This is a genomic window from Mesorhizobium sp. ArgA1, assembly GCF_053714375.1.
Map to the genome: position 1 here is coordinate 679,152 of NZ_JBSKBQ010000001.1, position 24,593 is coordinate 703,744.

The 24,593-nt window shown below is 62.9% G+C and carries 26 protein-coding genes; 20 read left to right on the forward strand and 6 right to left on the reverse strand.

Annotated features, from left to right (window positions below; genetic code table 11):
• The first annotated feature begins 1 nt into the window (after nt 1).
• The 9 genes from ACWGTI_RS03200 to ACWGTI_RS03240 all read left to right on the forward strand — a co-directional run bounded on the left by ACWGTI_RS03200 (nt 2) and on the right by ACWGTI_RS03240 (nt 9,120).
• A complete protein-coding gene (locus ACWGTI_RS03200; protein WP_454585760.1) occupies nt 2-1,045 on the forward strand; it encodes a flagellar hook-associated family protein in 1,044 nt (347 codons plus the stop codon).
• A 30-nt stretch (nt 1,046-1,075) separates the two neighbouring features.
• Complete coding sequence (flaF, locus tag ACWGTI_RS03205) at nt 1,076-1,423, forward strand: flagellar biosynthesis regulator FlaF (RefSeq protein ID WP_454574546.1); 348 nt, start codon at nt 1,076-1,078, stop codon at nt 1,421-1,423.
• Nucleotides 1,420-1,863 carry a flagellar biosynthesis repressor FlbT gene (flbT, locus tag ACWGTI_RS03210; RefSeq protein ID WP_454574545.1) on the forward strand — a complete coding sequence of 148 codons (444 nt, stop codon included), beginning with the start codon at nt 1,420-1,422 and terminating at the stop codon, nt 1,861-1,863. Before flaF ends, flbT begins: the two co-directional genes overlap by 4 nt.
• On the forward strand, nt 1,863-2,270 hold the full coding sequence (gene flgD, locus ACWGTI_RS03215) for a flagellar hook assembly protein FlgD (protein WP_142865976.1): 408 nt from the start codon (nt 1,863-1,865) through the stop codon (nt 2,268-2,270). The genes flbT and flgD overlap by 1 nt, the downstream gene beginning before the upstream one ends.
• Before the next feature lie 25 nt (nt 2,271-2,295).
• Nucleotides 2,296-2,562: a flagellar biosynthesis protein FliQ gene (gene fliQ, locus ACWGTI_RS03220; RefSeq protein WP_127853917.1), complete on the forward strand. Its 267-nt coding sequence runs from the start codon at nt 2,296-2,298 to the stop codon at nt 2,560-2,562.
• A gap of 71 nt (nt 2,563-2,633) precedes the next feature.
• The gene (asnB, locus tag ACWGTI_RS03225; RefSeq protein WP_454585761.1) at nt 2,634-4,502 is read left to right on the forward strand and encodes an asparagine synthase (glutamine-hydrolyzing); all 1,869 of its coding nucleotides are present in this window, start codon (nt 2,634-2,636) and stop codon (nt 4,500-4,502) included.
• A gap of 223 nt (nt 4,503-4,725) precedes the next feature.
• Complete coding sequence (locus ACWGTI_RS03230) at nt 4,726-6,369, forward strand: MFS transporter (RefSeq protein ID WP_454585762.1); 1,644 nt, start codon at nt 4,726-4,728, stop codon at nt 6,367-6,369.
• A gap of 179 nt (nt 6,370-6,548) precedes the next feature.
• Complete coding sequence (locus tag ACWGTI_RS03235; RefSeq protein WP_454585763.1) at nt 6,549-7,070, forward strand: molybdopterin-dependent oxidoreductase; 522 nt, start codon at nt 6,549-6,551, stop codon at nt 7,068-7,070.
• Between the two features lie 16 nt (nt 7,071-7,086).
• Nucleotides 7,087-9,120 carry a putative bifunctional diguanylate cyclase/phosphodiesterase gene (locus ACWGTI_RS03240; protein ID WP_454585764.1) on the forward strand — a complete coding sequence of 678 codons (2,034 nt, stop codon included), beginning with the start codon at nt 7,087-7,089 and terminating at the stop codon, nt 9,118-9,120.
• A gap of 103 nt (nt 9,121-9,223) precedes the next feature.
• Here ACWGTI_RS03240 and ACWGTI_RS03245 read toward each other — a convergent pair whose 3' ends face one another.
• Both ACWGTI_RS03245 and ACWGTI_RS03250 read right to left on the reverse strand, forming a co-directional pair.
• Nucleotides 9,224-10,936: a chloride channel protein gene (locus ACWGTI_RS03245; RefSeq protein ID WP_454586473.1), complete on the reverse strand. Its 1,713-nt coding sequence runs from the start codon at nt 10,934-10,936 to the stop codon at nt 9,224-9,226.
• A gap of 205 nt (nt 10,937-11,141) precedes the next feature.
• On the reverse strand, nt 11,142-11,441 hold the full coding sequence (locus tag ACWGTI_RS03250; protein ID WP_454585765.1) for a putative quinol monooxygenase: 300 nt from the start codon (nt 11,439-11,441) through the stop codon (nt 11,142-11,144).
• Between the two features lie 121 nt (nt 11,442-11,562).
• Here ACWGTI_RS03250 and flhA point away from each other — a divergent pair, with 121 nt between their 5' ends.
• The 7 genes from flhA to ACWGTI_RS03285 all read left to right on the forward strand — a co-directional run bounded on the left by flhA (nt 11,563) and on the right by ACWGTI_RS03285 (nt 16,912).
• Nucleotides 11,563-13,650 carry a flagellar biosynthesis protein FlhA gene (gene flhA, locus ACWGTI_RS03255; protein ID WP_454585766.1) on the forward strand — a complete coding sequence of 696 codons (2,088 nt, stop codon included), beginning with the start codon at nt 11,563-11,565 and terminating at the stop codon, nt 13,648-13,650.
• Nucleotides 13,647-14,399 (forward strand): flagellar biosynthetic protein FliR, encoded by a 753-nt coding sequence (fliR, locus tag ACWGTI_RS03260; RefSeq protein ID WP_454574537.1) that lies wholly within the window; start codon nt 13,647-13,649, stop codon nt 14,397-14,399. Before flhA ends, fliR begins: the two co-directional genes overlap by 4 nt.
• A 1-nt stretch (nt 14,400) precedes the next feature.
• Nucleotides 14,401-14,784, forward strand: coding sequence for a hypothetical protein (locus ACWGTI_RS03265; protein WP_454574536.1), 384 nt, complete (start codon nt 14,401-14,403; stop codon nt 14,782-14,784).
• 74 nt (nt 14,785-14,858) lie between these two features.
• Nucleotides 14,859-15,431, forward strand: coding sequence for a rod-binding protein (locus tag ACWGTI_RS03270; RefSeq protein ID WP_454585767.1), 573 nt, complete (start codon nt 14,859-14,861; stop codon nt 15,429-15,431).
• Between the two features lie 13 nt (nt 15,432-15,444).
• Entirely contained in the window at nt 15,445-15,861 is a 417-nt protein-coding gene (locus ACWGTI_RS03275) for a hypothetical protein (protein ID WP_142865992.1), read from the forward strand.
• Nucleotides 15,862-15,892: 31 nt separating this feature from the next.
• The gene (locus ACWGTI_RS03280; RefSeq protein WP_454585768.1) at nt 15,893-16,432 is read left to right on the forward strand and encodes a hypothetical protein; all 540 of its coding nucleotides are present in this window, start codon (nt 15,893-15,895) and stop codon (nt 16,430-16,432) included.
• Nucleotides 16,433-16,627: 195 nt separating this feature from the next.
• A complete protein-coding gene (locus ACWGTI_RS03285; protein WP_454574533.1) occupies nt 16,628-16,912 on the forward strand; it encodes an SCP2 sterol-binding domain-containing protein in 285 nt (94 codons plus the stop codon).
• An 89-nt stretch (nt 16,913-17,001) separates the two neighbouring features.
• On the opposite strand, the gene ACWGTI_RS03290 is transcribed toward ACWGTI_RS03285, so the two are convergent.
• Nucleotides 17,002-17,571, reverse strand: a complete 570-nt coding sequence (locus ACWGTI_RS03290) for a GNAT family N-acetyltransferase (RefSeq protein ID WP_454585769.1) — start codon at nt 17,569-17,571, stop codon at nt 17,002-17,004.
• 90 nt (nt 17,572-17,661) lie between these two features.
• The gene (gene odc2 / locus ACWGTI_RS03295) at nt 17,662-18,795 is read right to left on the reverse strand and encodes an ornithine/lysine decarboxylase (RefSeq protein ID WP_454574531.1); all 1,134 of its coding nucleotides are present in this window, start codon (nt 18,793-18,795) and stop codon (nt 17,662-17,664) included.
• Between the two features lie 539 nt (nt 18,796-19,334).
• Between odc2 and ACWGTI_RS03300 the strand changes: the two genes are divergently transcribed.
• The 4 genes from ACWGTI_RS03300 (at nt 19,335) to ACWGTI_RS03315 (ending at nt 23,367) form a co-directional block, all read left to right on the forward strand.
• Nucleotides 19,335-20,534: an amidase gene (locus ACWGTI_RS03300; RefSeq protein ID WP_454585770.1), complete on the forward strand. Its 1,200-nt coding sequence runs from the start codon at nt 19,335-19,337 to the stop codon at nt 20,532-20,534.
• Between the two features lie 3 nt (nt 20,535-20,537).
• The gene (locus ACWGTI_RS03305; RefSeq protein ID WP_454585771.1) at nt 20,538-21,437 is read left to right on the forward strand and encodes a LysR family transcriptional regulator; all 900 of its coding nucleotides are present in this window, start codon (nt 20,538-20,540) and stop codon (nt 21,435-21,437) included.
• 89 nt (nt 21,438-21,526) lie between these two features.
• On the forward strand, nt 21,527-22,195 hold the full coding sequence (locus ACWGTI_RS03310) for a DUF1007 family protein (RefSeq protein WP_454585772.1): 669 nt from the start codon (nt 21,527-21,529) through the stop codon (nt 22,193-22,195).
• Nucleotides 22,196-22,203: 8 nt separating this feature from the next.
• A complete protein-coding gene (locus tag ACWGTI_RS03315) occupies nt 22,204-23,367 on the forward strand; it encodes a nickel/cobalt transporter (RefSeq protein ID WP_454586474.1) in 1,164 nt (387 codons plus the stop codon).
• Nucleotides 23,368-23,377: 10 nt separating this feature from the next.
• On the opposite strand, the gene denD is transcribed toward ACWGTI_RS03315, so the two are convergent.
• Nucleotides 23,378-24,361, reverse strand: coding sequence for a D-erythronate dehydrogenase (gene denD, locus ACWGTI_RS03320; protein WP_454585773.1), 984 nt, complete (start codon nt 24,359-24,361; stop codon nt 23,378-23,380).
• A gap of 11 nt (nt 24,362-24,372) precedes the next feature.
• Entirely contained in the window at nt 24,373-24,576 is a 204-nt protein-coding gene (locus ACWGTI_RS03325; protein WP_454586475.1) for a hypothetical protein, read from the reverse strand.
• Between the last annotated feature and the right edge of the window lie 17 nt (nt 24,577-24,593).

Consider the following 24,593-nt stretch of genomic DNA (forward strand, 5'->3'; position numbering starts at 1 on the left):
CATGAAAGCCACATCCGTCTCCTCAGCCGCCCTTTCCAACGCCGCGCGCTACCAGCAGATGCGCATGCAGGCCGAACTGGTCAAAGCCACCAAGGAATCGACGACCGGCATCGTCGCCGATGTCGGCCTGGCACTCGGGGCGCGCACCTCGCAGGCGGTGACCTTCTCGCGCGATCTCGACCGGTTGAATGTCATCATCGATTCCAATTCGCTGGTCACCGCCCGGCTGTCTTCGACCCAGGATGCGCTTGGGCAGCTTTCCGACACGGCGCAGAATTTGCTGACCGCGCTGACCGCCGCCGGCAATTCCTCGAGCACCATCACACAGCAAGCCGGCAAGGCCGCCGTGCAGCAGATGACCTCGATCCTCAACGCCAGCGTCAACGGCGAATATCTGTTTGCCGGCACCAATACCGACGTCAAGCCGATCGACGATTTCACCGCCACCGGCTCACCCGCCAAGGCGGCATTCGACGCTTCCTTCTCGTCCTATTTCGGCTTCACGCAGAACGACCCGCTCGCCGCCAACATCACCGCCGCCCAGATGGACGCCTTCATCACCAGCAATGTCGTGCCGCAGTTCATGGGCGCGGGCTGGCAGGCCAATTGGTCGAACGCCACCGACCAGCAGATTGTCAGCCGCATTTCGCTCGGCGAAACCACCCAGACATCGGCCAGCGCCAATGACGACAGCATCCGCAAACTTGCGATGGCTTCCGCCATGGTCACCGGCCTGCTCTCCGGCAACATCAGTCAGGCGGCGAAGACCGCCGTTGTCGGCCGCGCCCAGGCGATGGTCGGCGAGGCGCTGGGCGGACTCGGCCAGCTACAGGCCGAGACCGGTCTTGCCGAGAAGCGTGTGTCCGACGCCAGCGACCGGATGAAGACGCAGGTCGACCTGTTCGAACGTCATATCCTCGATCTGGAACACGTCGATCCGGCCGAGGCAGCCACCCGCGTCGCGGATCTGACACAGCATATCGAGACGTCCTTCGCGCTGACCGCGCGCCTGCAGCAGATGAGCCTGCTGAACTACCTGACCTGACAATCTCAACCGCAACGGTAGAGCCAAACGATGTACCAATTCTCCTACGCCGACGTTCAGACCGACTCCGTTGCCGATGCGAAGGATCGCGAGCGGCAGCTTTTGACCCGCTCGATCGAGATGCTGGCAGCAGCGGCGGCTGTCGGTCACACTTCGATGGAGGCGGTCGAGGCGCTGCACTTCACCAACCGGGTCTGGACCACCTTCGTCGAGGATCTCGGCTCCAGCGACAATGTCCTTCCCAAGGAACTGCGCGCCAACCTCATCTCCATCGGCCTGTGGCTGCTGCGCGAGGCCGAGGACATCCGCCAGGGCCGCACCGACAATTTCGAAGGCCTGATCGAAGTGTCCCAGATCATCCGGGACGGCATTCAATGACCAACACGTTGAAGATATCGCTGAAGCCGAACGAGAAGATCTACATCAACGGCGCCGTCATCCGCGTCGACCGCAAGGTCACCGTCGAGCTGATGAACGATGTGCAGTTTTTGCTCGAGAACCATGTCATCCAGGCCGACGAGGCCTCGACACCGCTGAAGCAGCTCTACTTCATCCTGCAGGTCATGCTGATGAACCCGGCCGGCGCGGTCGAGGCGCGCGCCATGTTTCGCCGCTCACTCCCCCTGCTGCTCGCAAGCTTCGAGGACGAGCAGATCAACAGCGCGCTGAAGCAGATCGACCGCATGGTCGGTGAAGACCACATTTATGAAGCGCTTAAGGCGATCCGCGCGCTTTATCCGCTCGAACGCCGCGCGCTTGGCGGCAATGACGATGTTCAGGGTGCGCAGCGCCCGCAGGCCGTGGGAGCACGATACTGATGAATGTAGACATGACGACGACGATCCCGACGGGCGCCAACCAGGGCACCCAGCAAACTTCGAAAACAGCGGTCGACTACCAGTCGTTCCTGAAGCTGCTGATCGCCGAGATGAAGAACCAGGATCCGACGAAACCGATGGATTCGACGCAGTATGTCGCCCAGCTCGCCACCTTCTCGCAGGTCGAGCAATCGGTGCAGACCAACACCAAGCTCGAGCAGATCATGCAGTCCTCGGCGCTGTCGCAGGCGGACGCCCTGATCGGCCGTTCGATCACTTCCGCCGACGGCAAGACGACGGGCGTCGTGGCCTCCGTCAAGCTTGCCAGCAACGGCCTGATCGCGGTACTGCAGAACGGCACCGAAGTGCCGGTTGGCGCGGGCGTTTCGATCAAGCCGGCCAGCTAGCCCTGTTTCGAAGAGGCAGGCTCAGATGAACGAAGCCGACGCGCTCGACATCGTCCAGTACGCGGTGTGGACGGTGCTCACCGCTTCCGCGCCGGTGGTGCTGGTCGCCATGGCGGTCGGCATCGGCATCGCGCTGATCCAGGCCCTGACCCAGATCCAGGAAATCACCCTGACCTTCGTGCCCAAGATCGTCGCCATCATGCTGGTCGTGGCGCTGACCGGTCCGTTCATCGGCAGCCAGATCTCGGCCTTCACCAACGTCATCTTCGAGCGCATCGAAAACGGGTTCTAGGCACCGCTTGCAGGCAGCCGTGTTCCGGCTAGATTGCAGGCCATGACTCAGGCAGAACTCACCGGCAGGCCATGTGCGGAATAGCCGGCGTCTGGCGCAAACGAAACCCGATCGACGCCAACGACCTGTCGGATGTCGCCAGCATGATGCAGGCGCTGGTGCATCGCGGCCCCGATGATCATGACGGCTGGAGCAACAACCGGCTGGCACTCGGGCACCGCCGGCTGACCATCATTGACCCCTCGCACGCCGCCCGCGAACCGATGCTGACCGCATCCGGCCCGGGCGTCCTCGTCTACAATGGCGAGGTCTACAATTACCGCTCGCTGCGCGAGACGCTGCAGGCGCAAGGCGTCGTCTTTCGAACCATCTGCGATGCCGAAGTGGTTCTCGAAGCCTTGCATCACTGGGGTCCCGAAAAGGCCGTGCCGCTGTTCGACGGCATGTTTTCCTTCGCCTATTTCGACGCCCGCAACGGTGCGCTGTGGCTTGCCCGCGATCGTCTCGGCATCAAGCCGATGTCGGTGGCGGAGATGCCGGAGCGGATCGTGTTTGCCTCGGAGGACAAGGCACTCCTCGCCTGCGACGGTTTCCCGCGCGATATCGACAGACGCGAGATGACCTTGCGGCTGGCCTGGCAGAGCCGTGATTCCAGCTACAGCCTATTCGACCGCATCGAGCGGCTGCCGCCCGCCGGCCTGTGGAAGATCACCGATGGCGGTATCGAGAAGCGCCGCTTCTGGCATGTGCTGGACGTGCTGGAGACCGCGCGCATCACCGGCGACGTATCCTCCGATGCGGAGCACATGGCGACGCTGGAGGCATTGCTGAAGGACAGCGTCGGGCTTCATTGCGTCGCCGATACCGGCGTTGCCACGGCCTGCAGCAGCGGAGTCGATTCCGGCCTGATAACGGCGCTGGCAAAGCGGTTCAGGCCGGAGGTCCATGGTTATGTCGTCGACCCGCAGCTCGGCCGCAGCGAGGCTGAAGACGCCGAACGCACCGGCCGCCATGTCGGCGTGCCCTTGCGCCGGGTGCCGGTCGACAGGAACCGGTTTTTCGAACTTTGGCCAAGGGTAATCTGGCATATTGAAAGCGATGGCTGGCACGCCAGCCATGTCGGGCTGCTGGCGCTTGCCGAACAATGCCGGGCCGATGGCATCAAGGTGCTGCTCACCGGGGAAGGCGCCGACGAATTGTTTGGCGGTTACCCCCTGCAGGCCTTGAGCATGAGGAAATGGCGTTCCTGGTCGTGGCCCCGGCGTCTGTTGCATTCGAAGCGCTCGCTCGACCGGAAATTCGAACAGCAGCGCCGCGCCCCCTACAAGGTCTCGGCTGGCAGCCACTCGCAAATGGAGCGCGGCATGGTCCTGCGTGCCCTGTCACCCGAGCTGAATTTCCTCCAGACCGAGATTTTCGACCGCCTGCAGCCGGTAGCTCCGCCTGCCGATCGTGCCTTCCTCGGACATTGCCTCTATGACCTCTATTCGCATCTGCAGGACATCCTCAACCGGCACGACCGGCTGAGCATGGCGGCGTCCGTGGAACTCAGGGTTCCGTTCCTGGAGAACCGGCTGATCGACTTCGCGATCCATTTGCCGAGGCGGCATAAATACCGCGACAAAACAGGAAAATGGCTTTTGCGGAAGGTCGCTGAAAAGCATATTCCGCGTCAGAACGTCCAGGCGCGCAAGATCGGCTTCGAGATATCGTCCGAATTCTCGGCCGGCACCGAGACTTTGCTGCGCGGCGGTTTTCTGCGCGATGCCATGAAGTGGCCCGCCGCGAGCCTGGAGAACATGATCCAGTTCGCGCGGCGCGAGGAACCGTCCAGGCTGCGGCTTGTCGGCATGGAGCTTTTCCTACGCCTTCACGCCGGCGGCGAGACGACCGGCACGTTGACCGAGGCCCTGCATGCCGCCGCCCGCGACAGAAGCTGACTTTGCCCCCGTCCGATACCTCGCGCGGTGGACCAACGAGAACATCGCCTTGGGTAGCGAACCCTTGCCGGCTGACGTATTTTTGCCTTGCTACCCTGTTGTTGGACCATGATCTTTTTGAAAGAGGCGTTCGCCCTTTTTGGATGTCGTGCTCTATTTCAAACGGATGCCATGATTGCCGTCCCGGCGGACGAAACCAGCGCATTAAGGTGGGACAGGTCTGATGATCGATGACGAGCCGGACAGCGAACGCGTCTCGGCGCTGGCGCCCTTCCGGCATGGTATTTTTCGCGCCGTCTGGTCGGCCAGCCTGGTGTCGAATTTCGGTGGCCTGATCCAGGGCGTCGGCGCCGCCTGGATGATGACCACCATCGCCACCTCGTCCTATCAGGTGGCGCTGGTCCAAGCCTCGACCACTCTGCCGATCATGCTGTTTGCACTCGTAGCCGGCGCCATCGCCGACAGCTTTAACCGGCGCAAGGTGATGCTGATCGCCCAGGTCTTCATGCTGGTCATCTCCGCACTTCTGACGCTGTTCACCTGGAACGGCTGGATGACGCCGTGGACGCTGCTTGCCTTCACCTTCCTGATCGACAGCGGCACGGCGCTCAACAACCCGTCCTGGCAGGCGTCGGTCGGCGACATGGTGCCCCGCAACAAGCTGCCGGCGGCCGTTGCGCTGAATTCCCTCGGCTTCAACTTGACGCGCAGCGTCGGTCCGGCGATCGGCGGCATCATCGTTGCCGCCGCCGGTGCGGCCGCTGCCTTTGCCGCCAATGCGCTGAGCTATATCGGCCTCATCATCGTGCTCTTCCGCTGGAAGCCGGAGCTGCCGGTCTCGACGCTGCCGCGCGAGACGCTGGGTGCCGCCATGGGCGCCGGCCTGCGCTATGTCGCCATGTCGCCCAACATCGGCAAGGTGCTGGTCAGGGGCTCGGCCTTCGGCTTCAGCGCCGGCGCGGTGCTGGCGCTGCTGCCGCTGGTGGCGCGCGACGTTGTCAAGGGCGATGCCTTGACCTACGGCATCATGCTCGGCGCCTTCGGCATCGGCGCCGTCGGCGGCGCGCTGATCAGCGTGCGTCTGCGGCAATTGCTGTCCAGCGAGACGATGGTGCGCATGGCCTTCGCCGGCTTCGCCGTCTGCGCCTTCAACGCCGCAATCAGCCACAATGCCTGGCAGACCGCGGCAGGCCTGCTCATCGGCGGCGCCTGCTGGGTAATTGCGCTGTCGCACTTCAACGTCACCGTGCAGATGTCGACGCCGCGCTGGGTCGTCGGCCGGGTGCTTTCGGTCTACCAGACGGCGACTTTCGGCGGCATTGCCCTGGGCAGCTGGGTGTGGGGCGTGGTTGCCGACGCGCATGGCGCTGAAACCGCGTTGATCGCCGCGGCCATCGCCATGCTTGTCGGCGGCGCCATCGGCCTGCTCCTGCCCCTGCCGCAACAGGCCGCGCTCAACCTCGATCCGCTCAACCGCTTCAAGGAGCCGCATCTCGGCCTCGACCTCAAGCCGCGCAGCGGCCCGATCGCGATCATGATCGAGTATGTCATCCGCGACGACGACGTGCCCGAATTCCTCGCCACCATGGCCGAGCGCGGGCGCATCCGCCGCCGCGACGGCGCCCGCAACTGGACGCTCGCGCGCGACCTTGAAAATCCATCCGTCTGGATCGAGCACTACCACACGCCGACCTGGCTGGAATACATCCGCCACAACCGGCGCGCCACCCATGCCGATGCCGTCGTCGGCGAGCGCATACGGGCGCTGCACAGCGGCGACGAACCCCCGCGCGTGCGCCGCCTGATCGAGCGCCCGACGACCGCCGGCACCGCGCTGGTGATGGCGAAAGGCCCGATCGAGCACTGATTTCTTCTGAGCCGGGCTACACATGGCTCTAGTGGCCTGTGTCGGCGATCGCCGCCAGTTTCGAAACGAAACCGACCAAAAAATTAAGCTTTCAACGGCAGTATCGACTGTTAGCCAGCGAGATCCTGCGGCCAAGATCCGTAGTGGGTCCGCTCGGCGGGAGGGATAGTGATATGTCCTTGCTGAAGAAGGGCCGGTTCATGCTTATGCGCAGCCTGCTGATGCTGGCTGTTCTGGCGATCGGTGCGTTGCCCGTTTGGGCGCTAGAACCGGCCAGTTTTCCCGAGCCACCGGAGACTGTGGCTTTCAACGTTCAGAAGGACGGCAAGTCGATCCCGATCACGCTGCGGCAGTTGGAAAAGCTTGGCGTCTACAAGGTCGTCACCACAAGTCCTTTCGAGAACGGGCAACTGATCTTTCAAGGCGTTCTGTTCCGAGACGTGCTCAAATCCGTTGGATTGGAAGATAGGGATTCCGTTACCCTGCGGGCAGTGGACGAATACGTGCAGGTAATCCCGCACGAAGATTGGACGGAAGGGCCTCTGCTTCTCGCAACCCGCCAGGACGGGGAGTTGCTCACCCGACGGACGCAAGGACCGACCCGCCTGATCTACCCTCTCAAGGACCACCCCGCCTTCGACACGCCGATCCGCAAGCCGCGATGGGTCTGGCTGATCAAGACGATCGAGTCCGGCAACTGATCGGCTGTAGGCCTCAATGGTAGGTTCTCGACTGAGAGGCTGGCAAATTCCGCTTACCTACGGCAGCGCCATAGGGCTGGCGGCGATCGGTTCCGCGATCCTCATCGTCATGCTGTTTGTCAGTATCAGCAAGATCGAGTCATCGCTGCCTAGGTTCGGGTTCTTCGCCATCCGCGAATTCCACATCGCGATACGCGACGTGACCCACCTGAGGGATATGATTTCACTCGCCGAAGGCGCTCCCAATTCCCAGGAAAGCCTCGATCAACTGTCGGCGGCAAACGACTTGGTTTACATACGCTTCGACCGGATCGACGGCAGAGAGACGATCAGCGCAATTCCAGCTTATGCAGGCATCGTGCCACGCGTCAACGATGTGGTGAAGCGACTTGATGTCGTGATTGCGGCCGGGCTGCCGCTCGATCAAAAAAGCCTGACGGAACTGGGTTTGGAGCTTGAGCAGATCGTCGGCCGGATGAACGACGAGTATTACAAATACGGCGAGGAAGTTAACGCCGATCTCTATTCGTCGGAAGTCAGCTTGAAGAGGTTCAACTATCAGATAGCCTTTGCCTTGACGATCCTCTCGCTGCTGGCGATGGGGACGGCGGTTCTGTTCATCGGGCGCCGGGAAACGATAAAGCAGCTGGAATTTCTTGCCTGGCGCGACGCGACGACGGGGCTGAAGAATCGTGCCTGGATGGCAGCCAACAGGGACGCCATGCTGGACCGGGCGAGGGAGACCGGCAAACAGCTTCAGTTGCTGCTGATCGATCTCGACCACTTCAAGAGCGTGAACGACACCTTCGGTCATCACGTCGGAGATCTGCTGCTGAAAGCGGTTGCCGAAATCCTTGAGTCGGTCGAGCAGCCCGACGACGTAGCCGCCGTGCGATTGGGCGGTGACGAATTTGCGATCATGGCTGTTGCCGAGCGGAACGTTGGTGACGATTTGGGAGAATGTCTGCGCGAGCAGTTGAACAGGTTTGCCGAGTTGGAGGGCCACCAGGTGCGCATTGGCGCCAGCATCGGCATGGCGTGTTTCCCCCAACATGGTTCCGACATCTCCATGTTGCTGCACAACGCAGACAGTGCTCTCTACAAGGCGAAGGCCGAAGGGCGGTCCGGTTTCGTGACGTTTTCGCCCTCGATCCTAAGTCAGATCGACATGCAGCTTGGTGAAGAAGCAGCCATCAAACGGGCGCTTAATTGCGACGAGTTCTTCCTGGTTTGGCAACCCCAGTTCGAGCTGGCGACCGGCCGCATGACCGGCGCCGAGGCACTGGTCCGCTGGCGCGATCCTGTCTCGGGGGCGGTTCGTCCGCCGGCATCGTTCATTCCAATCGCGGAGCGGAGTGATTTGATATTGGAACTCGACAAGGTGGTTCTGGGCAAGGCTTGCGTGCAAGCCGCCAAATGGATGCCTATTTCCGCCGAGGAGTTCACCTGTTCAGTCAACGTCTCTGGAAAAAGCCTCCAGGCCTATGCCTATCTGACGCACCTCACCGAGATGCTGCAGCAGACCGGATTGCCGCCATCGCGCCTGCAATTGGAGATCACGGAAGGTATATTTATCCAGGACAGCCGCAATGCTCTGGAGAGCATCGGCAAAATTCGAGAAATCGGAGTCAGCCTGGCACTCGACGATTTTGGGTCGGGCTTCGCGAGCTTCGGATATCTTGCTGATTTCAACTTGAACCAACTGAAAATCGATCGCTCGTTCCTAGGCGATCTGGCTTCCTCCACCAGGAAACAGAATGTGGTTCGAGGGATCATCGCACTGGCCAATTCGCTAGGTATGACCGTTGTCGCGGAAGGGGTGGAGAACGAAGCTCAACTCGACTTTCTGATCCACGAACACTGCCACGGCGCTCAAGGGTTCTTTATGTCGGAGCCCGTTGAGGAGAGACTGATGACAAACTACCTCATCGCAAGGCAAGGCCGCGCCAAACATATCGAAAAGTTCAGGCTGAGTCCCTTCGCCCCGGCCCCAACTCTGCTGCGGAAAGCCAATGTTGTCGCCAAGCAAAGCCGGAAGACCGCCAATTAGAGCGTTTCACCGTTCACGGAAACGGAGAACCGCTCAATCTTCTTGTTTTGACGCAATTCCGGACGGAAAACAGCTCACACTTTTCCTGGAATTGCTTTAGCCCTCAGCCCTCGCCCGACAGATCGCGCCGCGCCTTGTCGAGTTCCTCGGCGTAGCGCCGCATCAGATGGCCCTCGGTCAGAAGCCCGACAACGGCCCGGTTGTCGAAATCCTCGACCACCGCCAGTTCCTCGGCGCCGGCGCGCTGGAAGGTTTCAGCGGCGGACTGGACGTTCATGGTCGGCACCAGCACCGCGTCCATGAATTTGGCCAGCGACAGCACCGGCGTCTCGCCGTCCGAGGGGTCGCTGTGCAGTTCGGCGACGATCAGCACGCCGACATAATGCTGGTCTTCGTCGACGGCGATGACGCGCTGCGCCGAACCCAGCGGCACGTCTTTGCGAAACGCGGCAAGCGTCTTTGCGGCATCGACGGTGCGGACATCCTGGCGCATCATTTTTCCGACTGTCAGATTGCGCATCCAGCCGACGTCATGGGCGCTGCGGATCGTCTCGCCGCGCAGATGGAAGCGCCAGGTCGAGAAGGAGTAGCCGAAGGTCTCGCGAACCAGGATCGCCGCCATCAGCGAGGCCGCCAGCACGACACCGGTGAGTGTCAGGTCGCGAGTCGATTCCAGTGCCAGGAAGGTCATCGTCAGCGGTCCGCCGACGACGCCGACGGCAAGCGACGTCATGCCGACGACGGCGGCGACGGAAGGGTCGATGCCGGTTGCCGGCGAGATGATGGCCATGACGCCGGCGAAGACCTTGCCGAGCAGCGCGCCAAGAAACAGGGAGGCAAAGAACAGACCGCCGCGAAAGCCCGAGCCGAGCGAGATCGCCGACGCCGCGAGCTTGAGCACGAAGACGCTGGCAACGACGGCGAGCCCGTAATTCATCGCGAATTCGCGATGCAGCGCGCCATGGCCTGAGGACAGCACCTGCGGCGTTATCAACCCGAGCAGCCCGACGAAGATGCCGCCGATGAATGGACGGATCGAGGCATCGATCGCCAGCCGCGCAAAGCCGCGCTCGACCATGCTTACCAGATACATGATGGCGACCGAGGCGCCGCCGCCGAGCAGCCCGAGCAACAGGAACGGCAAATACTGGCTGGCGGTCAGTTCAGGCAGGCCGGACAATTCCAGCGGGAACGGCACGCCGCCGAACGTCTCGGCGGTCAGCGAAGCGCAGATCGCGGCCGTCATCACCGGCGCGACATTGGCGACCGAATAGATTCCGATGATCAGCTCGAAGCCGTAAAAGGCGCCGGTCAACGGCGCGTCGAAGGCGGCGGCGATAGCTCCCGCGGCGCCGCAGCCGACCAGGATGCGGACATCGTTGCGGCGCAGCTGCAAGGCACGCGCCAGCCGTGATGCAACGCCGGAGCCGATCTGCGTGTAGCCGGCTTCCAATCCGACGGAGGCGCCGAAGCCACTCGATATCATCGTCTGGACGACGATGATGAAGGTATCGGTGAGCGACATGCGTCCGCCATAGAGCGCGTTCGCCTCGATAGGATCGACGGGGGTGCGGAATTTCCACCTGCGCAGCCAGATCACCGACAGGCCGAGCACCAAGCCACCGATTGCCGGAAACATCGCCTGCATCGGATTGGCAAGGGAAAACATTCCCGAAAGCCGGCCGCCCCGCTGAACGTCGAAGAGCAGGAAGTGCAGGCCCTGCACCAGCGCGCTCATGCCGGTGACCAGTCCGCCCGCCATCACCCCGACCGCACCCGCCAGCAGGACGATGACGATTCCGCGCGCCTCGAGCATCGGGATCGATCGGATCAGCACCGCGCGTAGCCGGCGGGCATAGACTTGGCGGTGGCTTATGGCGGACACGAGGCAGCTCGCCGATGTGCGAGGGTTGAAAGGTGCCTTGGCTGATACGCCCGGCGGCATTGCGAGGCAACCGCAATGCCGACCGCTTGTGGCGTCATTTTGGCGTTGTCTGTCCCGACCCGATGGCCGCTGCTGGTCAAGTCGGATTGGGCTCGCCGGCCTCATAAAGCTTGAGGTTGCGCTCGCCGATGCCGAGCGCTGCCCAGTTCTCCCGCCAGTCGGCGATGTGCGGCGAGCGGAAATGCGCGTCGAGTGCTTCCCTGTCGCTCCACACCTCCGTCACGTGGATGAGCCCGGCGTCGAGCACGTCCTGCGCATAGGAATAGTCTAGGCAGCCTGGCTCGGCGCGGCTGCCGGAGATCATGCGCTGCATGGCCGGCCTCGCTTCGTCGAGCCGTTCCGGCGGCAGGCGGATAGTGCCGATGATCACCAGCATGATCTCTCCTCAGAGCTTCCGTCATCTCGGCAGTAGCCAGTCTCCCACCCTCGCGCAAGCTTGGCCGGTTAGGCTCGAAGGGCTGCCCTCATGTTCGGGCAGTCCATGGCTCGGGGACGATATGGCGATCAGCGAAAGCTTAGTGACGGGAACAGTGGCCAAGAATGGCCGCGATGTCTTCTTCGCCATCGGCATCGTCATCATCCTGGCCGTGCTGTTCCTGCCGATCCCGGCCTTCCTCATCGACATCGGCCTCGCCTTCTCGATCGCGCTGTCGGTGCTGATCCTGATGGTGGCGCTGTGGATCCAGCGCCCGCTCGATTTCTCGTCCTTCCCGACCGTGCTGCTCATCGCCACGATGCTGCGTCTGTCCCTCAACATCGCCACCACGCGCATGATCCTGTCGCACGGCAATGAGGGTACGCACGCCGCCGGCTATGTCATCGCCGGCTTCTCCCGGCTGGTGATGGCCAGCGACTTCGTCATCGGCCTGATCGTCTTCCTGATCCTCATCGTGGTGAACTTCATCGTCATCACCAAGGGCGCCACCCGTATCGCCGAAGTCGGCGCCCGCTTCACCCTCGACGCCATCCCCGGCAAGCAGATGTCGATCGACGCCGATCTGTCCGCCGGCATGATCGACGACAAGACGGCGCAGTTGCGCCGCCGGGAACTGGAGGAAGAGTCTTCCTTCTTCGGCTCGATGGACGGCGCCTCGAAATTCGTGCGGGGCGACGCCATCGCCGGTCTCATCATCACCGCCATCAACATCGTCGGCGGCATCGCCATCGGCTACATCAGGCATGGCATGGGCATGGGCGAAGCCGCCGATGTCTTCATCAAGCTGTCGGTCGGCGACGGCCTCGTCACCCAGATCCCGGCGCTCATCGTCTCGCTGGCTGCCGGCCTTTTGGTGTCCAAGGGCGGCACACGCGGCTCGACCAACCAGGCGGTGTTCGGGCAGCTCGGCGCCCATCCGCGCGCACTCTATGTCGCGGCCTCGCTGCTCGTGCTGCTCGGCCTGATGCCCGGCCTGCCCTTCTTCCCGTTCTTCACGCTGGCCGCCGGCATGGCCGGCCTCGGCTACGTCATCCCGATGCGCGCCAACCGTGAGGCTGCCGCCGTCGAAGCGCTCAAGGACCAGGAAAAGGCGAACAAGGTCGAGGAGGAAAAGAACTCGGTCAAGGCATCGCTCACCACCGCCGAGATCGAGCTTTTGATCGGCAAGCAGCTGTCGACGAGGCTGCTGGTGTCGCATCAGGAACTGGTGTTCCGCATGGCCAAGATGCGCAAGAAGTTTGCCACCCAATACGGCTTCGTCGTGCCGGAGGTGCGGGTCGCCGACGATTTCGGTATCCCGCCGAAGAGCTACCAGATCAAGGTCCACGGCACCGTTGTCGCCGAATATCAGATGCGTGTGGGCGAGATCATGGTGCTGCTCGGCACCCGTGACCTGCCCGACGTTCCCGGCGAGGAAATCCGCGAGCCCGCCTTCGGCATGCGCGCCTTCTCGGTGCTGGAAACCTTCGCCGAGGATCTGAAGCGTGAGAACTACACTTTCGCCGACAACATGTCGGTGCTGCTCACCCATCTCTCCGAAGTGATCCGCAACAACCTGCCGCAGCTTCTGTCCTACAAGGACATGAAGGCGCTGCTCGAACGCCAGGATCCGGAATACAGAAAACTCGCCGACGAGATCTGCACCTCGCACATCTCCTACCCCGGCCTGCAGGCGGTGCTGAAACTGCTGCTGGCCGAGCGTGTCTCGATCCGCAATTTGCACCTGATCATCGAGGCCATCGCCGAGATCGCGCCGCATGTGCGCCGCACGGAGCAGATCGTCGAGCACGTCCGCATCCGCATGGCCCAGCAGATCTGCGGCGACCTTTCCGAAGGCGGCATGCTGAAAGTGCTGCGCCTCGGCAACCGCTGGGACCTCGCCTTCCACCAGAGCCTCAAGCGCGACGCCAAGGGCGAGGTGCGCGAATTCGACATCGATCCGCGCCAGCTGGAAGAATTCGGCCAGGATGCGACCAAGGCGATCCGCAAGCATCTCGAGGCCGGCGAGCGTTTTGTCCTCGTCACCGCGCCCGATGCGCGGCCCTATGTGCGCATGATCATCGAGCGCCTGTTCACGACGCTTCCCGTTCTCTCCCATGTCGAAATCGCCAAGGGCGTCGAGATCAAGGTGCTCGGGACAATCTCGTGAACGTATTGTCGCAAGGCGTCGTCATCGCTGCCTTCCTCGCCTTCTGCCGCATCGGCGCCTGCTTCATGCTGATGCCGGGCCTGTCCAGCGCCCGCGTGCCGGTCCAGGTCCGGCTGTTCGTTTCGATCGCCGCCACCGGTGGCCTGCTCGCCTTTCTGTGGGACAAGATCTTTCCCTTCGTCGATGCGCGTCCGCAGGTGCTAGCGCCGATGATCATCTCCGAACTTCTGGTCGGCGGGCTGATCGGCGCCATGACCAGGCTCTACATGGAAGCGCTGCGCTTCATGGGCTCGGCCATCGCCATGCTGATCGGCTATGGCGGCACCGGCGGGCCGGCCATCGAGGAGCCGGAGCCACAGGCGGCTCTTGCCGCCATCATCTCGTTCTCGGCGCTGCTGCTGCTCTTCGTCTTCGATTTCGACCACGAGATCATCCGCGCTCTGGTCGCCTCCTACACGGTGGCGCCGGTCAACGTCTTCTTCAATCCGCAGGCAGCCCTCGTCGATCTGACCGACACCGTGTCGGACGCCTTCTTCCTGGTCCTCCGGCTCGGCAGTCCGTTCGTTGCCTATGCCATACTGGTCAATCTGACCATCGGCTTCGTCAACAAGCTGACGCCGCAGATTCCGGTCTATTTCATCTCACTGCCCTTCGTCATCGCTGGCGGCATGATCATCTTCTACTTCGCCATCGGCACCATGCTGTCGCTGTTCGTCGACGGCTTCGTCGACCTGACGCTGGCGAGGTAAAATGAGTACGCGCAAAGAACGGCTGAAGAAACTGGTCAAGGTGCAGGAGCAGTTGAAGGCCCTGCACGAAACCCGCCACGCGACTTTCCTGGCGGCGGCGGTATCAGCCGAGACCGAGGCCAAGGAACTTGTCCAGCATTTCGATGCCGACCAGTCGATGGCGGTCCTGTTTCCGGACCTTTACCATCGCCGCATCGCCAACGCTCTGGTGCGGCAGGAAGCGAGCCTCGAAAGCGCCAGGCAGGAGGTCGGCCTGATTGCCACCGCGACGGCGCGCACCAACATGGTCGAGCGTGCCTACAAGGATGTGCGAAGCCGCGACGAACGCGAACGCTCCGACCGCGACCGGCTTGATCTCATCGCCCAGAAGCGGAACGGCGATTAGCCCTCAGCCGCAAGCCTGCCACAAGCTTGTTGCGGCATGGTCGCTCAGGAAACCCGGCAAAGAGGCGGACTTTCTTGGCGATTTCTCCACCCAGCGACATCGTTCTCGATGTCAGCAGAGCCGTCGACGCGACGGATATCGAGGCAGCCCGCGCCGCGCTCACCAAGCGGGCCAATGGCGCTGGCGGTGCTTTTTCCGTCGACATGGCTACTTCGATCGATGCCGGCTCGATCCTGTCGCGCGCTTCGGCCGACAAGGCTGCCGCGACCGCCGACCCCGCTGGAAAATTCAAGAAGTTCGAGGCGATGGTCCTGCAGACCTTCATCCAGAACATGCTGCCCAAGGACACCGAAGGGCTCTACGGCAAAGGGCTGGCCGGCGATATGTGGAAATCGCAGCTTGCCGAGCGCGTCGCCGACGTCATGGCCGAGCGCGGCGGCATCGGCATCGCCAAGTCGCTGCTGGCCGACCACTACAAGGACGGCAAGCGCACCGTGCCGATCGGGCCGGTGTCAACCGGGCCGCAAAAGACCGAGATCGACCAGCAGACAAGGCTCTCCACCTCGCTGGTCGAGGAATTGCAGCGCAAGGCCGCCCGGTCGATGACCGGCGACGAGACGACCATCAAAACCGACATCAAGATCTAGACCAGGATTTTCAATGGCCGATTTTTCAAAATTCTCTTCCAACCTGCCGGCGCGGACTTCCGAGGCGCCGATCCCCTTTGCCCGACCGGGCAACCTTGCAGCCATCATCGGCCGCATCGAGGAAGCGGTCGAGGAAGAGACGGCGGGACTGAAGAACGACACCAGCTATGACCTCAAGGCCTCGAACGCCCGCAAAAGCCGCTACCTCTATGAGCTGACCCGCGCCATGAAGGGCGCCAACGAGATCGAATTCCTGGAGCAGCATCGCGACAGCCTGGCGCGGCTGCGCCAGAAGCTGGCGAAGAACGAAGCGGCGATCCTCGCGCACCTCAACGCGGTCAACGAGGTCGCGACGCTCCTGAAGAACGCCATCCAGCGCGCCGAAGCCGACGGCACCTACTCGGCCGGCGAATTCGGATGGGCGAGCTGATGTTCGCGAGAAGACTTGGCGGGAAAAGCCGGTGATAAAATTCATCGCCGCCGCGATCTGGATCTGCGCCGCCACGCTGGGCGCGGTGTTCTATTCGTTCCAGGCGGCCGGTGAGCGCGGCGTCGGCGAAACGCCGAAGCCTATGCTGGGCGGTCTCGACTACGTCAAGACAGACATCATCTCGGTGCCGCTGATCCGCAATTCCAAGATCGACGGCTATTTCCTCACCAAGCTCGTCTACACGGTCGAGCCGGCCGAGATAAAGAAGATGTCGATCCCGGCCGAAGCGCTGATGACCGATCAGGTCTATTCCTATCTCTATTCCAACCCGCAGATCGACTTCACCAAGAAGGAAACCATCGATCTCGACGCCTTCCGCAAGGCCATACGCGACACCGTCAACGCCCGAGTCGGCGCCGACCTGGTACATGAAGTGCTGATCGACCAGGTCAACTTCCTGACCAAGGACGAGATCCGCGACAACGCCATGCGCCGCCGCAAGGATCCGGCCACGACGACCGAACCTGCTCCTGCGGAATCGGCCCAGGCCGAGCCGGCCACAGAACACTGACCCCGTCGCTGGGCTGAATTTCTCCGCCTCACTCCTTCCTACTGAAACGAGATGACGCATCGCCATTGCGTTGACGTTTACGTCAACTCGAAGCTATATGCGCCGAGCGACCCAGGATCGCGGCACGCGCGAGACAGCGACTTCGGCAGAGGCCGGTCACTGAGGCGCGGCAAAAACGCAACGAGGAGAACAGTCATGAGCGTTCAGGAGATTGCCGAGAAGATGAAGTCGCGCGTGGCGAGCGCCGGGTTCGAACATTCGGTCAAGTTCGATACCGGCAGCGACGGCGTCATCGTCATCGACGGCGCAACCGTCTCGACCACCGACGCACCGACCGACTGCACCGTCAAGCTCTCGCTCGACGATCTGGATTCGCTGATCGCCGGCGACCTCAACCCGACCATGGCGTTCATGTCCGGCAAGATAAAGGTCGAAGGCGACATGACGGTCGCCATGGCGCTCAGCCAGCTGCTCGGCTAATCCCGTCGACAAAAGCAATACGCCGCCCATGAGGCGGCGTTTTGCTTTTGTCGACCCGACGCTTGTTGAGCCGCGGAAAGCCGAAGGCTTTACGCCGCGAAGGTCAGCGGCAGCGCCTTGAGCTTGCGACCGGCAGCCTTCAGCGTGCCACGCGCACCGTCGAGCGCCCCCTCGACCAGCTCCAGCGCCAGCAGGCGGTGCCGCTCGTACGGGCCGGGCATCGCGAGCGAACCGGTCTTGTCGGCCGAAAAGCCGAAGCGACCATAGTAAGGCGCATCGCCGACCAGCAGGACCGCGGCATGGCCAAGACGCGCGGCTTCGGCCAGCGCATGACGCATCAGCGCCGAGCCGATGCCGGCGTTCTTCAGCGCCGGATCGACGGCGAGCGGGCCGAGCAGAAGCGCTGCCGGACCGCCCTCGCCCAGGCGCACCTCCCACAACCGCACAGTGCCGGTCACCACACCGGCCGCGTCGCGCACGACAAAGGCGAGGCCTTCGGAAGGCCGGCGGCCGCGCCGCAGCTTCTCCGACGACTTCTTGCGCCGCTTCGGCCCCATGGCGCGGTCGAGCAACGCTTCACGCGCCGCGACATCGGCAGGGGTTTCGGCGACGATGGCAAGGACCGGCAAGGGGTCCACGAATTCAACTGGCATTTTCATTTCCGCGATCCTTCACGAGCGGAGCTTGTTCCACAGGCGAACCCGGGCGGACGCAAACGCCCGCCTGGGGAGATCTGAAGGCCGAAGCCGTCAGATCACGTAGGATCGGAGAGGCTCGAAGCCGTTGAACGCGACCGCCGAATAGGTGGTCGTGTAGGCGCCGGTGCCTTCGATCAGCACCTCGTCGCCGATGGTCAGCGACAAGGGCAGCGGGTACGGCGTCTTTTCGTACATCACGTCGGCCGAATCGCAGGTCGGGCCGGCGAGCACGCAAGGTGCGGTCTCCGAACCGTCATGACGGGTGACGAGCGGGTAACGGATCGCCTCGTCCATCGTCTCGGCCAGACCGCCGAACTTGCCGATGTCGAGGAATACCCAGCGCACATTGTCGTTGTCGGCCTTCTTGGAGATCAGCACGACTTCCGACTTGATGACGCCGGCATTGCCGACCATGCCGCGGCCCGGCTCGATGATGGTCTCCGGAATGGCATTGCCGAAATGCTTGCGCAGCGCCGAGAAGATCGCCTGGCCGTAGGCCTGGGCCACCGGCACGTCACGCAGGTAGCGCGTCGGGAAACCGCCGCCCATATTGACCATCTTCAAGACGATGCCTTCGTCGGCGAGCGTGGCGAACACCTTCTTGGCGTCGGCCAGCGCACGGTCCCACGCCGTCAGGTCGGTCTGCTGCGAGCCGACATGGAACGACACGCCATAGGCGTCGAGGCCGAGCGCCTTGGCATGGCGCAGCACGTCGACCGCCATCGCCGGCACGCAACCGAACTTGCGCGACAGCGGCCATTCGGCGCCTTCACCGTCGGTCAGCACGCGGCAGAACACGCGCGCGCCGGGAGCGACGCGGGCGATCTTGTCGACTTCCTCGACGCAGTCGACCGCGAACAGCCGTATGCCGAGCTGGTAGGCGCGTGCAATGTCACGCTCCTTCTTGATGGTGTTGCCGAAGGAGATGCGGTCCGCCGGCGCACCGGCGTCCATCGCCATCTCGACTTCGGCAACGGAAGCGGTGTCGAAGGACGAGCCCATCGCAGCAAGGAGGCGCAGGATCTCCGGCGCCGGGTTTGCTTTCACCGCATAGTAGATCTTGGAATCGGGCAGCGCTTTCTCGAAGGCGCGGAAATTGTCGCGCACGACATCGAGGTCGACGACGAGGCAGGGGCCGGACGGACGTCGGGTGGCGAGGAAGTCAAGGATGCGCTGGGTGGCCATCGGGGTCTCTCCATCGCGCCTTTCGGCGCGCACAAGGGTGCGGACGCGGGCTGTCGGCCTCGCGAACACGCGGTCAAACAAAGGCGGGACGTCGAATTCATGGAACCAGCCGGTGGAGACCCCGGAACCATGAAACGCCGTCTCGCGGCGATGAACCTTGGCCTTGCCCGGCCTCGGTTCGCTTTGTCTGCCTTGGCTTGGATGGGAGACCCGTCCGCACTGCCGGCAATGAAGGTGTGCCTCTTTAGTAACCCCGGTCTTTGGACAACCGGAAGAGAACCAGAAAGGCCCGCACCGTCGTTGCTTCAAGGTGTCCTCGGGCTGGCGGTTGGCCGCTAGACCGACTGGAGGGGTTGGCTCCAGTTACCTTACCGATTTCCCTCACCATTCGAGGATCGGCGGACACCCACAGGCACGTGCGACTTTGGGCAAGCGCGATATAAGATCGAAAGATTTCACAATCAATAAAAATCGTATCCCAGGTTGTAAAATTTCTGGCATCGAACAATGCTGCGCCAACTGTATCCGGATATCGAACGATGCCAGGCACGCACGGCCCGCTCAACGCCTTTCTCGATCTGCGTCGCATGCCGGTCGCCAATGCGGAACTGGGTCCCCTGGCCGGACTCAGGTTGGCCGTGAAGGACATTTACGACGTCGCCGGCTATCGCACCGGTTGTGGCAATCCGGTGAAGTTTAACGAGGCGCACGCAGCCTCCAGCACGGCGCCTGCCGTACAGATGATTCTCGACGCCGGCGCGCGTTTCATCGGCAAAACGCAAACTGATGAGCTTGCTTTCTCGCTGATGGGCCAGAACGCGCATTTTCCGTTTCCGGTGAACCCGGCGGCCCCTGATCGCGTCACCGGCGGCTCGTCCTCCGGGTCGGCGGCGGCGGTGGCAGGCAAGCTCGCCGACATTGCTACCGGCTCCGACACCGGCGGCTCGATCCGCACGCCGGCGAGCTTTTGCGGGCTGATCGGGCTGCGCACCACGCATGGCCGCGTTTCGCTCGACGGCACCATGAAGCTGGCGCCGAGCTTCGACACGTTCGGCTGGTTCGCCGACGACATCGAAACCTATGAGACGATCGGCAAATTGCTGCTCGGCCGCGACCCGCATCAGCACCCGCTCAACCGTCCGCTTTCGATCCGCTGGCTGGACGCCTTTGTCGCCGGTCCGGCCGAGGCAGCCGAGTATGCCAGGATGAGGGCGATGGCGGCCACTGTCGTCGGCGAGCCAAAGCCGGTGGAGTACGTCTTTGCTTCCTTCCCGGGGGAGCTCTACTGGTGCTTTCGCCGGCTGCAGGCCTGCGAAGCCTGGCAAGAGCATGGCGCCTGGATCATATCCGGCGAGCGCGATCTCGGACCGGGCGTCGAGGAGCGCTTCGGCTTTGGCCGGACGATCGACGCAAAGACGGCACAGGCCGAGGCGGTGCGCCGCCTGACCTTCCGGTCCGAGCTCGCCGCCCTCCTCGGCCAGGACGGGTTTCTGGTCCTTCCCACGGTTCCAGGCCCCGCCCCTCTGGTCAAAAGCTCGCCTGAGCAACTCCAGGCCTACCGCGAAAGGGCCTTGCATCTTCTGTGCCTTTCGGGTCTTTCAGGCTTTCCACAAATCACACTGCCGCTGGGCTCGGTTGATGGCGCCCCTTTTGGCCTCTCGCTTCTCGGCCCTTCCGGCAGCGACATTGCCCTGATACGGCTCGGCCGGCGGCTTCTCGATACGGCACGAAAGGCCTGATCCATGGACACACTGACCCGCATGCGCGCCTTCATCGACGTCGTCGAGGCCGAGGGTTTTTCGGCCGCCGCGCGCAAGATCGGCCGTTCCAAGGCGCTGCTGTCGAAATACGTGCGCGAACTCGAGGACGAGCTCGGCGCGCTGCTGCTCAACCGTACCACGCGGCAGTTCTCGATGACCGAGGCAGGCCATACCTATTACAGCCGCGCTTCGGAAATCGTGCGCGAGGTCGACAGCCTGGCCGACGCGGTGCGCGAATCCTCCGGCGACGTTCGCGGCCGGATCAAGCTGTCGGCAGCGCGCACCTTCGCCGATGCGCCGATCGGCCAGTCGCTGATCGACTTCGCCAAGCAGCATCCCGACATCGTGCTCGACATCCAACTCGACGACCGTTTTGTCGATCTGGTCGAGGAGGGCTTCGATCTTGCCGTGCGCATCTCGCGGCTGGAGAACTCATCGCTGATCGCGCGGCGCCTCGGGCCATTTTCGGTCAGGCTGTGCGCATCGCCGGAGCTGATAGCCAAGCACGGCAAGCCGACGCGCCCGCAAGACCTCGCCAACATGCCCTGCATCGTCGACACCAATGGCCGCTCGCTCGCCAACTGGCGCTTTAAGGGCGATGGTGAGGAGTCCATCAGCGTCAATGTGTCGGGCCCGATCGAGGTCAACAGTCCGATGGCCGCGCGTGCCGCTGCCGTGTCCGGCCTGGGCTTCGCCATGCTGCCTGATTTCATCGCCGCTCCCGACCTCGAAACAGGCAGCCTGGTTTCTATGCTCGACGACCGCATCCAGTCGGGCAGCGGCATTTTCGCCGTCTATCCGCACCGCCGTTATCTGCCAGCCAAGGTCCGTGTTTTCGTCGATTTCTTGGTGCAATGGTTCAAGAACCGCGAGGGCGCCTGACCCGCTTCAACCATGTCGCGGTCCCAATTTCGCCCGCTTTCTGGTAACCTCTCGAAATCTCTCCGAGGCCGATGGAACAGCGACCGAGAATGCACCTGAAACAGCACGCAATCATGCTGGCTTCGGCCTTGGCGGCGCCTTTTGCCGCCGTGGGAGCGGTTGCGGCGCATCCTCACGTCTTCGCCGAGGCCCGCCTCGACGTAATCCTCTCGCCGGATCACCAAAGTGTGAAAGCGCTGCGCCATCTCTGGCGCTTCGACGATTTGTTTTCGAGTACGGTGATGATGGAGTTCGACAAGAACTCCGACCTGAAGCTTGACGACAAGGAGCTGAAGGATGTCGCCGACACCGTCCATGCCTCGCTGGCCGAGTTCAACTATTTCCAGCTTGTCACCGTCGACGGCAAGGACGTGCCGATGACGCCGCCACCGCACCTGATGGCCAATTTCGACAACGACCAGTTGATCATCCTGTTCGAATCCGAACCGAAGGTGCCGATCAAGCTCGCCGGCAAGATCGATTTCGGTGTCTACGATCCGACCTTCTACACGGCGATCGATTTCACCGAGGATTCCAACATCACCGTCGAAGGCCTGCCTTCGAACTGCACCAAAAGCGTCATCCGGCCCGACCCGGACGAGGCGATCAAGGAAAACCAGAAGACCCTGACGGAAGCTTTCTTCAACGATCCGACAGGCACCGACATGAGCAAGATCTTTGCCACCAAGCTCGAACTGAACTGCCCGCCAGAAGGATAGATCCGGTGATGAAACCGTCCCTGCGTTTGGCATTCGGCCTCATCGCCGCTGCCCTGGTGATGACGCACTTTCTCGGCACCGCTCACGCCCAGAGTTCGCTCGGCATCGGGGTCAATGACGGCATGGCGCCCACCAGCGGACCGTTCGCCCACATCCTGATGTGGATCAATCTGCGCCAGCAGGAGTTTTACCGCGCGCTGGCAACGGCGATGAAGGCGATGCGCGAGGACGGCAGCAAGATGTGGCTGCTGATCGGCCTGTCCTTCGCCTACGGCATTTTCCACGCCGCCGGCCCCGGCCACGGCAAGGCGGTGATCTCCTCCTACATGGTGGCCAATGAAGTGGCGCTCAGGCGCGGCATCCTGTTGTCCTTCGTCTCGGCGCTGCTGCAGGGCCTGACCGCGATCGTGGTGATGCTGCTTGCCTATTTCGTCCTGCGCGGCACCGCCATTTCGATGACCGACGCGGCCTGGTTCATGGAGATCATGAGCTATATCTTCGTCACTCTGTTCGGCGCCTGGCTGCTGTGGCGCAAGCTCGGGCCAACAGTCCTGCGCTGGTTCGGTAAGGCGCCCGCGTATAGCCTGTCGGCCGCTCACGCCGGCCATTCGTATGGTCATTCTCACATCGGCCACTCGCATGCCGCCCATAGCCATTCTGCCCATGCTCATTCGCATTCGCTTCACGCTCATCACGATCATGCCGGACACGATCATTCCCACCATGATCATTCCCATCACGGTCATGCGCATCACGACCATGCTCATCATGATCACGCTGCCGGCGAGGTCTGCGACACGTGCGGCCATTCGCATGCGCCCGATCCGGCGCTGCTGTCCGGCGACCGTTTCGACTGGCGCACCGCATGGTCGGCGGTGGCCGCCGTCGGCATCCGCCCCTGCTCCGGCGCGCTGATTGTGCTCAGCTTCGCGCTGCTCAATGGCCTGTGGGTCGGCGGCCTGCTGTCGGTGCTGGCAATGTCGCTCGGCACCGCCATCACCGTCTCGGCGCTGGCGACGATCGCAGTCACCGCCAAGAACTGGGCGGTCTACTTCGCCGGCGATGGCCGCATGGGCAACCGCATCCACACCTTCGTCGAGATCGGCGGCGCCGCCTTCGTCTTCCTGTTTGGATTGCTGCTCTTGTCGGCGAGCCTGACGGGCAGCGTATAATGATTGTGGGTCAGGCCTGACCCACAATCTTCCCATCAAGTTCATCCTCGATATGCGCACGGATGATTTCGTCAAAGCTCTTCTCGGCGCTGAAGCCGAGGTCTCTTGACCGCCTAGCCTCGAAACGCGTCGGCCAGCCCTTGACGATCGCCCAGATGGTCTCGTCCGGCTCTTCGCGGATCAGCTTCACCACCTCGGCTCCGGCAATGCGTTCCAGCGCCTCGATCTGCTCGCCGACAGTGACGGCGACGCCGGGCATGGTGAGGTTGCGGCGTGGCCCGACGGCGGCACCATCGACCCCCGCGGCATGGATCAGGAAATTGACCGCCGAGCGCGGGCTGGCATGGGTGTGCAGCACCGAGCGCGGTACCGGCAGGATCGCCTCCTGTCCTGCGAGCGGCTCGCGAATGATGCCGGAGAAGAATCCGGAAGCCGCTTTGTTCGGCTTGCCGGGCCGCACGCAAATGGTCGGCAGCCTGATGCCGATGCCGTCGAAGAAGCCGCGCCTGGAATAGTCGGCCAGCAGCGCCTCGCTCATCTGCTTCTGGGTGCCGTAAGAGGTCAGCGGCGTCGGATGGAAATCGTCCGGGATGACATCCGGGAACGGCGCGCCGAACACCGCGATCGACGAGGTGAAGACGAGGCGTGGCGCAAAGCCCGCCAGCCGAACCGCATCGAACAGTGCGCGAGTGCCGTCGAGATTGACGCGGTAGCCCAGATCGAAATTGGCTTCCGCCTCGCCCGACACAATGCCGGCGAGATGGAACATCACGTCGGGGCGTGAGGCGACCAGCTTTTCAGCTGCGTCAGGGTCGGCAAGGTCGCCGGTATGAGCGGTGACGCTGACACCCTCCATCGCCGGCGCTTGCGGCGGCACGATGTCGTGCAGGTCGAGCGCCGTGATCTTGCGGCCGTTGAGCGTGCCGTCCTTGGCCAGCCGGGCGACAAGCTTGCGGCCGACCATGCCGGCCGCGCCAGTAATCAGGATGCGCATTTCAAAGCCTCTTATTTGCCTTTGTTCTGGCTGCGCCCGCGCAGCCAGAACACCAGAAAGAATGCCAGCACGAAGCCGATGCCGACAATGCCGGCAAGAACGGTCGAGACATTGCCGACGGCCAGCATCACCGTCGGCAGATTGTAGGCCGCAATGCCGAACAGCAGCATGATCCAGGCCGCGGCAATCAGCGCGTTTCGCGTGTCGCGATCCATCACGCCGTCTCGCCGTT